Here is a 13,435-nt window from a genome sequence, read left to right as displayed (position 1 = left end):
TGACGCCGGGCCGCTGGTGCTGACGCCGGGCCGCTGGTGCTGACGCCGGGCCGCTGGTGCTGACGCCGGGCCGCTGGTGCTGACGCCGGGCCGCTGGTGCTGACGCCGGGCCGCTGACTCCGCCGCCCGGCCGCTGATTCTGGGCGCCCGGCCGCGGCAGGCGCGCCGGTGCGAAGGCTGCGGCTCGCCTCGGCGTGGTGATCGGTTCGGCGTCGTGGAGCCCGCGATCGGCTCGGCGTTGTGAACCCGGCGGGCATCGCGCGGCGTCGCTCGGTCGGGTGGCCGTCCGGCGCGTCCTGTATGTCCGTGAGAGCCGGACGACAACCGTAATGGGGTGGACGACAAACGGCGGCTGATTCTTGACCAGGCGCTGGCGCTCGTCGACGAGCGCGGGCTGGGTGCCATGTCGATGCGGGCGGTCGCGCGGCGGGTCGGTTTGACGTCGATGGCCCTTTACCCGTACGTGGGGGGAAAGGACGCCCTGCTTGACGGCCTGGTCGATCTTCTACACCTCGAGTTGGGGGCGACCTGCGCCGATCCGGGGGATGCCGACTGGCGCCGCCGGCTGCTCGCCCTCGGAAGGGCGGTCCGGGCCCTCGCCCATGCCCATCCGGGCGCGTTCCCGCTGCTGCTGAACCGCGCATCGGCCGGCGCATCGGCCTCCTGGCTGACCGCCGCCCTGCGCGGAGTGCTGCACGACGCCGGGGCCACGGCCTCCGACGAACCCCGCCTCGCCCGGATGATCTGCGCGTTCCTGCTCGGCTATGCGACAGGCGAGGTCACCGGCGGGCTGCCGGGCCCGCGGTCGGCCGGCGCGGACGGCGAGGGGGAGTACGACGCCGACCTGGCCGACCTGGTGCGGCTGGTGGAGGTCGCCGTTCGGGGACGGTGAGGGTGGTCGCGGTTGGGGAAGGTGAGGGTGGGGTCGCGGTTGGGACGGTGAGGGTGGGGTCGCGGTTGGGGACGGTGAGGGTGGTCGCGGTTGGGATGGCGAGGGTGGGCCGCGGTGGGGGATGGCGAGGGTCGGCCGCGGTGGGGGCGGTGAGGCGAGGTTGCGGTTACGAGGCGGTGCGGGGGAGTACGACGCTGACCTGGTGGAGGTCGCCGTTCGGGGGCGGTGAGTGCGGTTCTGCGTCGATCTTGCGTACGGCGGCCTATAAATGGGGGCAAAAGGTGCGCGACGCGGGGGCGGTAGATGGCTGGCAACGACGACGAGGGGCTGCACGACTTCGTGGCCGGTCGGTATCAGGAACTGCGCCGGTCGGCGTTTTTGATGTGCGGCGACTGGGATCTGGCCGAGGAGGTCACGCAGGCGGCGCTGGCCAGGTTTGTGGGCGAGAGTGCGCGGAGCGCGGTGGAGGACCCGGACGCTTACGTGTACGCCGACGTGATGTCCGCGTTCCAGCGGAAGTCACCGCGCCGCGAGCACGTCTTCGTGGCCAACCCGGACGCCGCGACCGGTGAGGCCGACCCGACCCGGGCCATCCTCGTGCACGACGCCCTGCACAAACTGTCGCCGCGCTGCCGGGCGGTGATCGTGCTCCGCCAATGGGACGGCTTCGCCATTGACGAGACCGCCGACATCCTCGACCTGACCGACGAGCGGGTCGAAGCCTACGAGGCCGCGGGCCTGGCCGCCCTGCAGGATCTGCTCACCGAACCCGAGGCGGTCTCCGCATGACCACGCCCAGCGACGACCGCGCCACCACCACCGAGGTCGAGAGCGCCGCGGCCGAAGCCGACCGCGCGAAGTCGGCCGCCGCCCGTGACGTGGAAGCCGCCCTGACCGCCACCGGCCCGCCCCCGGCCAAGCCGGCGAAACGTCCGGTGGCCAAGCGGACCACCAAGCGTTCCCCCGACGCACAGCCACCGCCCGCGGCCGAGACCGTCCCCGCCGTACAGCCACCAGCCGCGGCCGAAAGCGCCCCCGCCGAAAAGCCGCCCCGCCGCAAGCCGACCAAGAAGCAGCCCGCAGCGGCCAAGCCGGCAGAACTCCAGCCGGCGAAAGCCCAGCCGGCGAAAGCCCAGCCGGTGGAACCCCAGCCGGTGGAACCCCAGCCGGTGGAACCCCAGCCGGTGGAACCCCAGCCGGCGAAGCCCCAGCCGGCGAGGGAGCGGCAGGCGCAGGCGCGGCCGGCGGGAAGAGCGCCGGCGGTGGAGCGGCGGGCGCAAGCGCGGCCGACGGGGAAAGCGCCGGCGGTGGAGCGGCGGGCGGGAGCCCGGTCGACGGGGACGGAACCGACGGGAGCCCCGCCGGCGGTGGAACGGAAGTCGGGAGCCCAGCCGGCGGAAGGGAAGTCGGCGGTGGAACGGAAGTCGGGAGCTCAACCGGCGGAAGGGAAGTCGGCGGGAGAGCGGCCGCGGGCGAAGGCGGCGCCGGGAGAGGCAGAGCCCGTCGGAGCGCAAGCCGAACCGGTCGCGGAGACGTTGCCGGTTTCGAAGCGGGCACCCCGGAAGAGGGCGGCGGTGCGTAAGCCGGACAAGGTAGCCGAGGCCGGGCCGGCCGGTGCGGCGGCGGCAGAACTGAATGGCGCGGCGGCAGAACTGGGTGGTGCGGCGGCGGGGCCGGGCGGCGAGGTGACGGAGGGGCCGGGCGGTGCGCCGACGGCCGCGGCGGGAAAGACGGAGGGAAGCGGGCGGCGGCGAGGGGACTCCGGTACGAACCGGCGTCGTCCGAAAGTGGCCACTCCCGCGCAGATCGGGGTGAGCTTCGACGAGCTGGTGCACAGCGAAGGTGCGGAGGCCATCGCCGACCGGACGACCGATGATCTGACCCGCAAGGCGGCCGAGGCCATGGCTGCAGTCCAACTCGCCGGAGCCGCACAGCGAAAGGGGCCAGCTCAGCGAGAGGGTTCGGCTCAGCGAGAGGGTTCGGCTCAGCGAGAGGGTTCGGCTCAGCGAGAGGGTGCGGCTCAGCGAGAGGGTGCAGCCCAGCAAGAGGGAACAGCCCAGCAAGAGGGAACAGCCCAGCAAGAAGGTGCCGACCAGCAAGAGGGGGCAGCCCAGCAAGAGGGGGCAGCCCAGCGAAAGGCGGCAGCTCCGGCAAAGGGTGCAGATCAGGCAACGGAAACCCCCGAACTGGACCAGGCACCGGCAGCGACGGAAGCCGCGACGGCCACCGAGACCGCGAGCGGCGAGGAGGGCCCGGGGCTGCGGGAGGCCGGCGGCCCGGGGCGAAACGGCCTGCTGGCCGGTGTGCTGGTCGGCGAGCCCCCGGTCGGTGACGGGGTCGCGGCCGTCTACCGCCGGGCCGAGAAGCTGCGCCGCCGCCGGGTCCGGAAAGTGGTCGTGGCGGGGCTGGTGTCGGCTGTGGTCGTGGCCGGCTTCGGGTATGCGTTAGCCACGGCGGCTATCCCGGCGCCGCTGCATCTGCGGAAGGAGGCCGCCGCGCCGGCTGCGGGGCCGGCGCCGATGGTGGACGCGGTGAAGGTGGCGCTCGGGCCGGTGCTGCGTGACAACGGGCTCCGTGCGGTGACGCGGGAGCCGGCGTCGGGGGCCGGCTGGCGGCAGTACGCCGTGGTCAACGCCAAGTCGGGCCGGCCCGCGGGGCTGATCGAGGTGGCGGTCTACGCGGCGCCGGACGGTCTTTGTTTTCCGCTGTTGAGCGATCGCGAGGCCTGTGCCCGCCCGATGTCGGATGGCGGGGACATGGAGTACGCCCGCTACACCGACGTCGGGGACGTGGACTGGCAGGTGCAGGAGGCGATCGCCCGGCGGCTGTCGGACGGGCGGGTTGTCGCGGTGATGGCCACCGGGGAACGCGGGACGGGCAAACGGGCCGACGGGCGTCCCCCGCTCGCCGCCGCGCAGGTCGCGAGCGTCGCGGTGGACGTACGCGTGATGTCGGCCTTTGCCCCGGACGAGGACTGCACGGGACCGGACGCCGCCTGTCCCGTGCTCAAGGTGCCCGTCGCGAGAAGCCGCTAGCGCCGCAGCCCGGGCTGGGCTGCGAAACGCTGGTCTAGACCTTGCGGCGAATGAGGAACGCGATGCCGGCCAGACCGAAGAGGATCACGACCAGGATCGCGCCGTTGAGGAGGAACAGCTGGCGCAGCTGGGCGAACGCGTCGTTGACGGTGTCGACCGGGTCGACGTCGTCGGCCGCGGACCGCTCGGGGTACCCGGCGCCGATGCCGCCGTTCATCACATCGGCGCGCTTTTCCAGCGGGACCCCGGCGTAGCGCAGTGACTCGGACATGGTCAGCCGGCCGTAGAACCAGCCGTCGGTGGTCTTGCCACTGGGCTGCTTGGCGCCCCGGTGGGCCCGTGGGCCGCCGACCGCCTGCGGGTACAGGTCGTAGGTCTGCTGGACCTTGCCGTTGGCCTGCACGGCCATGACGTACTTGACGCCGAGGTTCTTGGCCTTGGGCGCGCTGGTCTGTGGTGTCGCCGTGGCCATCCAGCTGACCTCGCTGAGCAGGAGCTGGAAGAGCTGGTCCTGCTTAGAGTTGGTCACCGTGATCTTGTCGATCTTGGGACCGGTGATGGTGACCGTGTTGGGTTTGGGTGCTTTGGGTCCCGCCTGCGCGGTGCCCGGTGCCAACCCGATGATCATGGCGAACGCGGCGGCGAGCGCAACGGCCGCCGACACGAATCGGGTGATCACCCCTCGAACCATCCCGGCCTCCCCGTTGCCCCGTGATGTGCCCCGTCGTAGACAGACTTCCCGGAAACTCGGCTCGCCGCATCTCACGAAAGGACGATTTGGAGCTATCTGGGATCCGCCGACCGGCTGATCGCCGCCGATGATCGGCAGGCGAATCGTATACGTTACCGGTAACCCGATGGGGACCCGGTCACCCGGCCGGCGGACGGTCATATCTGCATGACGTCGGCCGCCGGCCAGATGTTGCCTGAGCTTGGATAACGGTTCAGATACGGTTGCGCGCGGCGGCGATTCGGGCCACCGTACGGTCACGCCCGAGCACCTCGAGTGACTCGAAAAGGGGCAGTCCCACGGAGCGTCCGGTGACGGCCACGCGGACCGGCGCCTGGGTCTTGCCGAGCTTCAGCCCGCGCTCGGCCCCGACCGCCTCGAGCGCCTCCTTGAGCGGCTCGGCCGTCCAGGATTCGAGCGCCGAGAAGGCGGCCGTGGCGGCGTCCAGAATGTCGGCCGCGCCGTCTTTCATGGCCTTGTTCCAGGACGTCTCGTCGATCGCCGGCTCGTCCAGGAAGAAGAAGTCCACATAATCAACGATTTCCGACAAAACGGCGATGCGGGTCTGTGCCAGGGGGGCGACGGCCATGAACACGTCGGTGGAGAATGCTGACGGGTCCCACGGCGGCGCGGCGATGGTGTCGGTGCCGGTCAGCCAGGGCGCGCAGACCGAGGCGAACTCCGAAGGGGACAGCGCCCGGATGTAGTCGCCGTTGAACGCCCGCAGCTTCTTGACGTCGAAGAACGCCGGGGCGTGGCTGACCTCGTCGATGCGGTACTCGGCCTCGATCTCGGACCACGGCACGATCTCGCGGTCGCCGGACGGCGCCCAGCCGAGCAGCATCAGGTAGTTGCGCATGGTCGCGGCCAGGTAGCCCTCGTCCCGGTACGCCTCCAGTGCCACCTTGTCGCGCCGCTTGGAGAGCTTTTGCCGCTTCTCGTTGACGATGACCGGCACGTGGCCCCAGACCGGCGGCTTGACGCCCAGCGCGTCCCAGAGCAGCTGCTGCTTGGGGGTGTTGGGCAAGTGCTCCTCGCCGCGGATGACGTGGGTGATGCCCATGCTGATGTCGTCGACGACGTTGGCCAGCAGGAACACCGCGCTGCCGTCGCTGCGGGCGATGACGAAGTCCTCGAGCAGCTCGTTCTTGAACGTCGGCTCGCCCCGGACCAAGTCGTTGACGATGGTCTCGCCCTCGTCGGGCGTACGGAAGCGAAGTGCGGTCTTTTCACCCGGCGCGAGCCCGCGGTCGCGGCAGAAGCCGTCATAGCCGGGCGTCTTGCCGGTGGCGCGCAGGGCGACGTCCTCACGGGTGCAGTCGCAGTAGTACGCCCGGCCCTCGCCGTAGAGCCGGGTGGCCGCGGCGGTGTGCTCGGCGGCGTATGACGACTGGTAATACGGGCCCTCGTACGTGCCGCGCTCGATGCCGATCCAGTCCATCGCCGCGAGGATGCCCTCGGTCCATTCCGGACGGTTGCGGCTGGCGTCGGTGTCCTCGACACGCAGCACGAACACGCCGTTGTGCTGCTTGGCGAAGATCCAGTTCTGCAGCGCCGAGCGGGCGCCGCCGACGTGGAACATTCCGGTCGGAGAAGGGGCGAAGCGTACGCGCACAGTCACCCGACCAGCCTACGGCGCTCGTCGACCACTTTGTCACCGGGCTTCTATCACGTCATGTATTGACGAACATTAGTAAACCAACTTAACATTCAGGCCCTCGACCATCCCCGTATCGAAGGGCCTCATCCCCATGAAGCGCAGTCTTCGAGCCCTTGCCGCCACGGCCGCGGTGCTCGTCGCCGGAACCGCCGCAGCCTTCAGCCTCCAGAGCCCGTCCCAGGCCGCCGTCCTCCCCAACGGCTTCAAGAGCGTCGGCTACATGCCGTCCTGGGCCGGCAGCGTCACGGCGATCCAGTACACCAAGCTGACCCACATCAACTACGCCTTCGCGCTGCCCAACAGCAACGGCACCCTGCAGCCGATCGACAACACGAGCAAGCTGTCCCAGCTGGTCAGCCTCGGCCACCAGAACAACGTCAAGGTCTCGCTGGCCATCGGCGGCTGGAACGACGGCAACGACTCCGCGTTCGAGTCGCTGGCCGGCAACTCGGGGGCCCGGACCACGTTCGTCAACACCGTCATGAACACCGTCCGGCAGTACGGGCTGGACGGCGTCGACATCGACTGGGAATACCCCGACCCGGGCACCTCGGCCAACAACTACGCCGCCCTGATGCAGCAGCTCGGCACCGCCCTGCACAACGAGGGCAAGCTGCTGACCTCGGCCGTCGTGAGCGAGGGGGGCACCGCCAACGGCGTACCCACCTCGGTCTTCGGCATTGTCGACTGGCTCAACATCATGGCCTACGACGGCGGCAGCCCACACGCCAACTACGACTGGTCGATCGCCTCGGCCAACTTCTGGAAGGGTCGCGGCCTGCCCAAGGCCAAGACCGTGCTCGGCGTGCCGTTCTACAGCCGCCCCGGCTACCTCACCTACGCGCAGCTGGTCGCCCAGGACCCGGCCAACGCCAACCGCGACTGCACGCCCGCCGGTGAGTGCTACAACGGCCTGCCGACGATCCGCCGCAAGACCCAGTGGGCCGTGGCCAACGCCGGCGGCATCATGAACTGGGAGCTGTCGCAGGACGCCACCGGCGCCAACTCGCTGGTCAGCGCCATCTACGAGGTCGCCTCGGGCGGTGGCACGACGCCGCCACCGTCGGGCGGGCGCACCGGGGCGATCACCGGCATCGCCGGCAAGTGCGTGGACATCGCGGCCGCCAACAGCGCCAACGGCACCGCGGTCCAGCTCTACGACTGCAACGGCTCGAACGCCCAGACGTGGACCGTCGGCACCGACGGCACCATCCGCGGCCTGGGCAAGTGTCTCGACGTGAACGCCGCCGGCACGGCCAACGGCAGCCTGGTCCAGATCTACGACTGCAACGGGACGGGCGCGCAGTCCTGGACCGCGCAGTCGAACGGGACGCTGGTCAACGCCGGCAGCGGCAAGTGCCTGGACGCCTCGGGCAACTCCTCGGCCAACGGCACCCGGCTGCAGATCTGGGACTGCTTCGCCGGGGCCAACCAGCGCTGGACCCTGCCGGCCTGAGCCGGCTCAGGGAACTGACCGGATCCGGGTGACCAGGACGCTGCCGAGCAGCATCACGGCCGCGGTGACCCCGAACAGCGTCGGATAGCCGCCCAGATGGGTGACCAGGGGAGCGGCGATCGCCGGGCCCAGCACCTGCGGGGCGGACGACGCGATGTTGATGACGCCCAGGTCCTTCGCGCGGTCGGTGGCCGCGGGGAGGACCTGGGTGATCAGGGCGGTGTCGACCGCCAGGTAGATGCCGAAGCCCAGGCCGAGCACCAGCGCCGCCACGATCGCGGCGGGCCAGGTCGGTGCCACGGCCAGGATCAGCGCGGCCACCGCCATCACCGAGCCGCCCCAGATCACGAAGACCTTGCGCCGGCCGGAGCGGTCGGACAGCCGGCCGAAGATCACCGCGGTGGCGACCATGCCCAGCGTGTAGAGCACGATCAGGATCAGCAGCCCGGTCTCCGGGTCGGCCAGGCGGACCCGGTCGGTCAGGAAGTACAGCAGGTAGAGCGTGCCCAGCGCGTTGCCGAGCAGGACCAGGAACCGGGTGCCCCAGGCCCAGGCGAAATCCGGGTGCTGCCGGAGGTCGATCTTCCAGGTGGCCCGGGCGATCTGCGTACGGTCGATCGGGTCGTCCCTCGTGATCAGCGCGAACGGCAGGCCGAGCAGGATCAGGGTGACCGCCAGGACGACATAGCCGGTGGCGACACCGGAGAAGACCGCGGTGACGAGTACGGCCCCCACGACCAGCCCCATGGCCTGCGGCATGCCGATCCAGCCGGAGACGAAACCGCGCTGCGGCACCGGCACCCGGTCGGGCACGGCCGCGCTCAGCGACGCCTGCATCGCGTTCAGCCCGACCTGCGCCACGCACCAGGCGACCGCGACCGTGGTCAGGCCGGGCGCCTGCCCCAGCCAGGCCAGCGCCACCGCCGCGGTGAGGCAGCCGCCGAACGTCCACACGTGCCGCCGCCCGAAGGTCCGGCCGAACAACCTCGGATGGGTACGGTCGGACAGCGTCCCGGCCAGTGGCGCGGCGATGATGCTGCACACCGCGGCCAGCCCGGTCACCCACCCGAGCGCGGTCTCCTTGCCGGTGACGCCGAGCTCGGCGATCTGCAGCGGGAGCAGGATCTGCACCGGGGTGAAGCTGGCCGTGAACAGGCCCAGGTTCGAGGCGAAGAGGAGCGCGATCCAGGTACGCCGGACCGGTACGACCGGCTCGGCGAGCGCCGCGACCGCCATCGGGCCCCCCGCGTTCCTCGAAAAGCTGAAAGTTTCTCGGACCTTAAACGTCCGGCTCCGCGTCGTCCAGTGTCGCTTGACTACTGGTGTCCCGGCTGGTTAATTTACTCATCGGCTAATTAACCGAAGGGTAAAACACCATGGGCAAGATCTTCGCGGTGGAGTACGTGACTCTCGACGGCGTCTTCGAGGAGCCGTCCTGGAGCGGGCCCTACTTCAACGACGAGCTGCAGGACTGGCAGTTCCAGAACACCATGGCGGCCGACATCCAGCTGCTCGGCCGAGTGACCTACGAGGGCTTCAAAGAGGCCTGGCCGGCCATGGAGGAGGCGACCGGCGAGTTCGGCCGCAAGTTCAACGCCATGCCCAAGCAGGTCGCCACGACCACGCTGACCGAGCCCGAGTGGCAGGCGTCGTTCATCCAGGGCGACGTGGCCGAGGCGGTCCGCGGGCTCAAGGAGCAGCACGACAACATCGTGATCAACGGCAGCGGCGCCCTGCTCAACTACCTGACCAAGCACAACCTGGTCGACGAGTACCGCATCATGGTCTACCCGGTGGTGGTCGGCGCCGGCCGCAAGCTGTGGGACGAGGGTACGAAGGTCGCGCTGTCGCTGGCGCACTCCTGGACGACCAAGACCGGCGTGGCCGTCCTGACCTACGTCCCGGCCTGACACCGCGAGCGTGGCCACGGATCCCCTGAGCGTGGTCTTCGCCGCGCTCGCCGACCCGACCCGCCGCGCGATGCTGGCCCGCCTGGCCGAGGGTGAGGCAACCGTCAACCAGCTGGCCGAGCCGTTCGACCTGTCACTGCCGGCCATCTCCAAGCACCTCAAGGTGCTGGAGCGGGCCGGCCTGATCACCCGCGGGCGCGAAGCACAGTGGCGGCCCTGCCGGCTGGAGGCGGCCTCGCTACGCCCGGCCGCCGACTGGGTCGAGCACTACCGCCACCTCTGGGCCGGACAGACGCCGGTGGCGCCGGCCGGCGCGGAAACCGCGACCGGAAACGACTGAGCGCGGACCCCCGTCCGGGGCCCGCGCTCAGAACGAACAGACCTAGCTGTCGCCGCCGGTCTCGCCGACCGGGGCCGCGTTGACGTCGTCGATCGCGTACTTCTTGGCCGCCTCGGCCGGCACGTGCGACGGAACCTTGCCGCGCAGCGCGAGCTGGCGCAGCGTGGCCACGGCGACCGACTCGGCGTCGACGTGGAAGTGCCGGCGCAGCGCGTGCCGGGTGTCACTCATGCCGAAGCCGTCGGTACCCAGCGAGGTGTAGTCGCCCGGCACCCAGCGGCTGATCAGGTCGGGCACCGCCCGCATGAAGTCGCTGACCGCCACCACCGGGCCGTCGGAACCCTCCAGCTTCTGCTGGATGTAGGGCTTCCGCGGCTGGTCGCCCGGGTGCATCAGGTTGTGTTCCTCGACCTCGATGGCGTCACGCCGCAGCTCGGTCCAGGAGGTCACCGACCACACATCGGCGGCCACGCCCCAATCCTGGGCGAGCAGCTGCTGCGCCTTGAGGGCCCAGCCCATGCTGCTGCCGGAGGCCAGGATGTTGGCCCGGGTACCGGTCGCGTCCGCCGCGGGGGAGTATTTGTAGATGCCCCGGAGGATGCCGTCCGCGTCCACATCGGCGGGTTCGGCCGGCTGCAGGATCGGCTCGTTGTAGATGGTCAGGTAGTAGAAGACGTTCTCCTGCTTCTCCCCGTACATCCGGTGCAGGCCGTTCTCCACGATGTGCGCGATCTCGAACGCGTACGCCGGGTCGTAGGCCACCACGGCCGGGTTGGTCGCCGCGATCAGCAGCGAGTGCCCGTCCTCGTGCTGCAGACCCTCACCGTTGAGCGTGGTCCGTCCGGCGGTCGCGCCGAGCAGGAAGCCGCGGGTCATCTGGTCGGCCGCCGCCCACAGCTCGTCCGCGGTGCGCTGGAAGCCGAACATCGAGTAGAAGATGTACAGCGGGATCATCGGCTCGCCGTGCGTCGCGTACGACGTGCCGGCGGCGATGAAGCTGGCCGTGGAACCGGCCTCGTTGATGCCCTCGTGCAGGATCTGGCCGTTGGTGGCCTCCTTGTAGGACAGGAACAGCTCCCGGTCCACCGAGGTGTAGGTCTGGCCGTGCGGCGAGTAGATCTTGCGGGTGGGGAACAACGAGTCCATGCCGAACGTACGCGCCTCGTCCGGGATGATCGGCACCCAGCGCGCGCCGAACTCCTTGTCCTTCATGATGTCCTTGAGCAGGCGGACGAAGGCCATCGTGGTGGCGACCTTCTGCTTGCCCGAGCCCCGCTTGACGTCGCCGAAACGCTCGGTCGGCGGAATGTTCAGCGGGATCGTCGTGGTGCGACGCGACGGCAGGTAACCGCCCAGCTCCTTGCGGCGCTGCTGCAGGTATTGGATCTCGTCGGAGTTCTCGCCCGGGTGGAAGTACGGTGGGAGGTACGGGTTCTCCTCCAGCTGCTTGTCCGGGATGTCGAGGTAGAGCCGGTCCCGGAACTGCTTGAGGTCGTCCAGGGTCAGCTTCTTCATCTGGTGCGTGGCGTTACGCGCCTCGAAGTGCGAGCCCAGCGTCCAGCCCTTGATCGTCTTGGCCAGGATCACGGTCGGCTGGCCGGTGTGCTCGGTGGCCGCCTTGTAGGCCGCGTACAGCTTCCGGTAGTCGTGACCGCCCCGCTTGAGCTGCCAGATCTGGTCGTCGTTCATGCCCTCGACCAGCTTCAACGTGCGCGGGTCGCGGCCGAAGAAGTTGTCCCGTACGTACCCGCCGGACTCGCCCTTGTAGGTCTGGTAGTCGCCGTCGGGCGTCACGTTCATCAGGTTGACCAGCGCGCCGTCGGTGTCGGCGGCCAGCAGCGGGTCCCACTCGCGGCCCCAGACGACCTTGATCACGTTCCAGCCGGCGCCGCGGAAGAACGACTCCAGCTCCTGGATCACCTTGCCGTTGCCACGGACCGGGCCGTCGAGCCGCTGCAGGTTGCAGTTGATGACGAAGGTCAGGTTGTCGAGCTCCTCGCGGGCGGCCAGGCCGATCGCGCCGAGCGACTCGACCTCGTCCATCTCGCCGTCGCCGAGGAACGCCCAGACGTGCTGCTGGCTGGTGTCCTTGATGCCGCGGTTGTGCAGGTAGCGGTTGAACCGGGCCTGGTAGATCGCGTTCAGCGGGCCGAGGCCCATGCTGACCGTCGGGAACTCCCAGAAGTTGGGCATCAGGCGCGGGTGCGGGTACGACGGGAGGCCACCGCCGGAGTGCGACAGCTCCTGGCGGAACCCGTCGAGCTGGTGCTCGCTGAGCCGGCCCTCGAGGAACGCCCGGGCGTACATGCCGGGAGAGGCGTGGCCCTGGAAGTAGATGTGGTCGCCGCCGCCCGGGTGGTCCTTGCCCCGGAAGAAGTGGTTCATGCCCACCTCGTAGAGCGAGGCGGAGGAGGCGTACGTCGAGATGTGACCGCCGACACCGATCTCGGGACGCTGCGCGCGGTGCACCAGCATGGCCGCGTTCCAGCGGATGAACGCCCGGATGCGCCGCTCGACGAACTCGTCACCCGGGAACCAGGGTTCCTGCTCGGGCGGGATCGTGTTGATGTAGTCGGTGGAGGTCAGCGGCGGCACGCCGACCTGCCGCTCCCGCGCCCGCTCGAGCAGGCGCAGCATCACGTAACGGGCTCGTTTGGCGCCGCGTTCGTCGATGACCCCGTCCAGCGACTCGACCCACTCGTTCGTTTCCTCGGGGTCGATGTCCGGAAGCTGGCTCGGCAGGCCGTCGCTGATCACCGGGCGCTTGCGCTCCGTAGCCACAGGCAGTCCTCTTGTCGTGTGTCGGCCGCGCGCCGCATTGTGTGCGCCACGCGGTGTTGTCTCCATCCTGCCCCCTGGCGGTCACCATCGTCACGCCGACCGCCGTACCGGCGGGTAACTAACCGTTCAGGAAACTGAAACGTACCTGGCGGGTCTGATTGTCCCCGTTCGGGTCGACCAGGCACAGGGACTGCCACGTGCCGAACGCGATCTGGCCGCCGAGGACCGGCAGTGTCGCGTACGGTGCGATCCAGGCCGGCAGCACATGGTCGCGGCCGTGCCCGCGCGAGCCGTGCCGGTGCCGCCACCGGTCGTCGGCCGGCAGCAGCTCGCCGATGGCCGTGAGCAGGTCGTCGTCCGACCCGGCGCCGGTCTCGATGATCGCGAGACCGGCGGTCGCGTGCGGCACGAACACGTGCAGCAGCCCGTCGCCGGAATCCCGGACGAAGTCGGCCGCCTCACGCGTGATGTCCCGGACGACGGGCTGGTCGCCGGTCCGGACGGTGATCAGCTCGGAGCGCATCACCTAGAAGTACAGGTCGATCACCAGGAAGGCCACTCCGGACAGCGAGAGGCAGAGCACACCCAGCGAGAACGTTCGCAGGATCACAGCACGAGTGCAGCATCACAT

Annotated in this window: 11 protein-coding genes; 6 read left to right on the top strand and 5 right to left on the bottom strand. The window is 69.9% G+C overall.

The annotated features are described in order from the left end of the window. The first annotated feature begins 334 nt into the window (after window positions 1-334). From ACGFIO_RS30890 to ACGFIO_RS30880, 3 genes are all read left to right on the top strand, one after another. Window positions 335-892, top strand: coding sequence for a TetR/AcrR family transcriptional regulator (locus ACGFIO_RS30890; protein ID WP_392831329.1), 558 nt, complete (start codon window positions 335-337; stop codon window positions 890-892). A gap of 303 nt (window positions 893-1,195) precedes the next feature. Next, window positions 1,196-1,681 carry an RNA polymerase sigma factor gene (locus tag ACGFIO_RS30885; protein WP_392831326.1) on the top strand — a complete coding sequence of 162 codons (486 nt, stop codon included), beginning with the start codon at window positions 1,196-1,198 and terminating at the stop codon, window positions 1,679-1,681. Further along, the gene (locus ACGFIO_RS30880) at window positions 1,678-3,927 is read left to right on the top strand and encodes a hypothetical protein (RefSeq protein ID WP_392831323.1); all 2,250 of its coding nucleotides are present in this window, start codon (window positions 1,678-1,680) and stop codon (window positions 3,925-3,927) included. The genes ACGFIO_RS30885 and ACGFIO_RS30880 overlap by 4 nt, the downstream gene beginning before the upstream one ends. A 34-nt stretch (window positions 3,928-3,961) precedes the next feature. Here the strand turns inward: ACGFIO_RS30880 and ACGFIO_RS30875 are convergent, their stop codons facing one another. Together ACGFIO_RS30875 and gltX are read right to left on the bottom strand one after the other, a co-directional pair. After that, window positions 3,962-4,606, bottom strand: a complete 645-nt coding sequence (locus ACGFIO_RS30875) for a hypothetical protein (RefSeq protein ID WP_392831321.1) — start codon at window positions 4,604-4,606, stop codon at window positions 3,962-3,964. 265 nt (window positions 4,607-4,871) lie between these two features. Next, window positions 4,872-6,278, bottom strand: coding sequence for a glutamate--tRNA ligase (gltX, locus tag ACGFIO_RS30870; protein WP_392831318.1), 1,407 nt, complete (start codon window positions 6,276-6,278; stop codon window positions 4,872-4,874). Window positions 6,279-6,408: 130 nt separating this feature from the next. Here gltX and ACGFIO_RS30865 point away from each other — a divergent pair, with 130 nt between their 5' ends. Further along, on the top strand, window positions 6,409-7,773 hold the full coding sequence (locus tag ACGFIO_RS30865) for a glycosyl hydrolase family 18 protein (RefSeq protein ID WP_392831315.1): 1,365 nt from the start codon (window positions 6,409-6,411) through the stop codon (window positions 7,771-7,773). 6 nt (window positions 7,774-7,779) lie between these two features. Here ACGFIO_RS30865 and ACGFIO_RS30860 read toward each other — a convergent pair whose 3' ends face one another. Beyond that, a complete protein-coding gene (locus ACGFIO_RS30860) occupies window positions 7,780-9,009 on the bottom strand; it encodes an MFS transporter (RefSeq protein ID WP_392831313.1) in 1,230 nt (409 codons plus the stop codon). 140 nt (window positions 9,010-9,149) lie between these two features. Here ACGFIO_RS30860 and ACGFIO_RS30855 point away from each other — a divergent pair, with 140 nt between their 5' ends. Together ACGFIO_RS30855 and ACGFIO_RS30850 are read left to right on the top strand one after the other, a co-directional pair. Continuing rightward, window positions 9,150-9,683, top strand: a complete 534-nt coding sequence (locus ACGFIO_RS30855) for a dihydrofolate reductase family protein (RefSeq protein ID WP_392831310.1) — start codon at window positions 9,150-9,152, stop codon at window positions 9,681-9,683. Window positions 9,684-9,693: 10 nt separating this feature from the next. Next, window positions 9,694-10,023, top strand: a complete 330-nt coding sequence (locus ACGFIO_RS30850; protein ID WP_392831307.1) for an ArsR/SmtB family transcription factor — start codon at window positions 9,694-9,696, stop codon at window positions 10,021-10,023. 42 nt (window positions 10,024-10,065) lie between these two features. On the opposite strand, the gene aceE is transcribed toward ACGFIO_RS30850, so the two are convergent. Both aceE and ACGFIO_RS30840 read right to left on the bottom strand, forming a co-directional pair. Then, window positions 10,066-12,804 carry a pyruvate dehydrogenase (acetyl-transferring), homodimeric type gene (gene aceE, locus ACGFIO_RS30845; protein WP_392831304.1) on the bottom strand — a complete coding sequence of 913 codons (2,739 nt, stop codon included), beginning with the start codon at window positions 12,802-12,804 and terminating at the stop codon, window positions 10,066-10,068. Between the two features lie 118 nt (window positions 12,805-12,922). Beyond that, on the bottom strand, window positions 12,923-13,327 hold the full coding sequence (locus ACGFIO_RS30840; RefSeq protein WP_392831302.1) for a YjbQ family protein: 405 nt from the start codon (window positions 13,325-13,327) through the stop codon (window positions 12,923-12,925). Between the last annotated feature and the right edge of the window lie 108 nt (window positions 13,328-13,435).

This window comes from Actinoplanes sp. NPDC049265, assembly GCF_043197135.1.
Classification (GTDB): Bacteria; Actinomycetota; Actinomycetes; order Mycobacteriales; family Micromonosporaceae; genus Actinoplanes.
This window is presented reverse-complemented; position numbering and strand designations above follow the sequence as displayed.

Excerpts from the sequence above, each read along its gene's own strand:
- ACGFIO_RS30860 (WP_392831313.1), bottom strand. The coding sequence starts at position 9,009 with ATGGCGGTCGCGGCGCTCGCCGAGCCGGTCGTACCGGTCCGGCGTACC.
- ACGFIO_RS30855 (WP_392831310.1), top strand. The coding sequence starts at position 9,150 with ATGGGCAAGATCTTCGCGGTGGAGTACGTGACTCTCGACGGCGTCTTC.
- ACGFIO_RS30880 (WP_392831323.1), top strand. The coding sequence starts at position 1,678 with ATGACCACGCCCAGCGACGACCGCGCCACCACCACCGAGGTCGAGAGC.
- ACGFIO_RS30885 (WP_392831326.1), top strand. The coding sequence starts at position 1,196 with ATGGCTGGCAACGACGACGAGGGGCTGCACGACTTCGTGGCCGGTCGG.
- ACGFIO_RS30840 (WP_392831302.1), bottom strand. The coding sequence starts at position 13,327 with ATGCGCTCCGAGCTGATCACCGTCCGGACCGGCGACCAGCCCGTCGTC.
- ACGFIO_RS30865 (WP_392831315.1), top strand. The coding sequence starts at position 6,409 with ATGAAGCGCAGTCTTCGAGCCCTTGCCGCCACGGCCGCGGTGCTCGTC.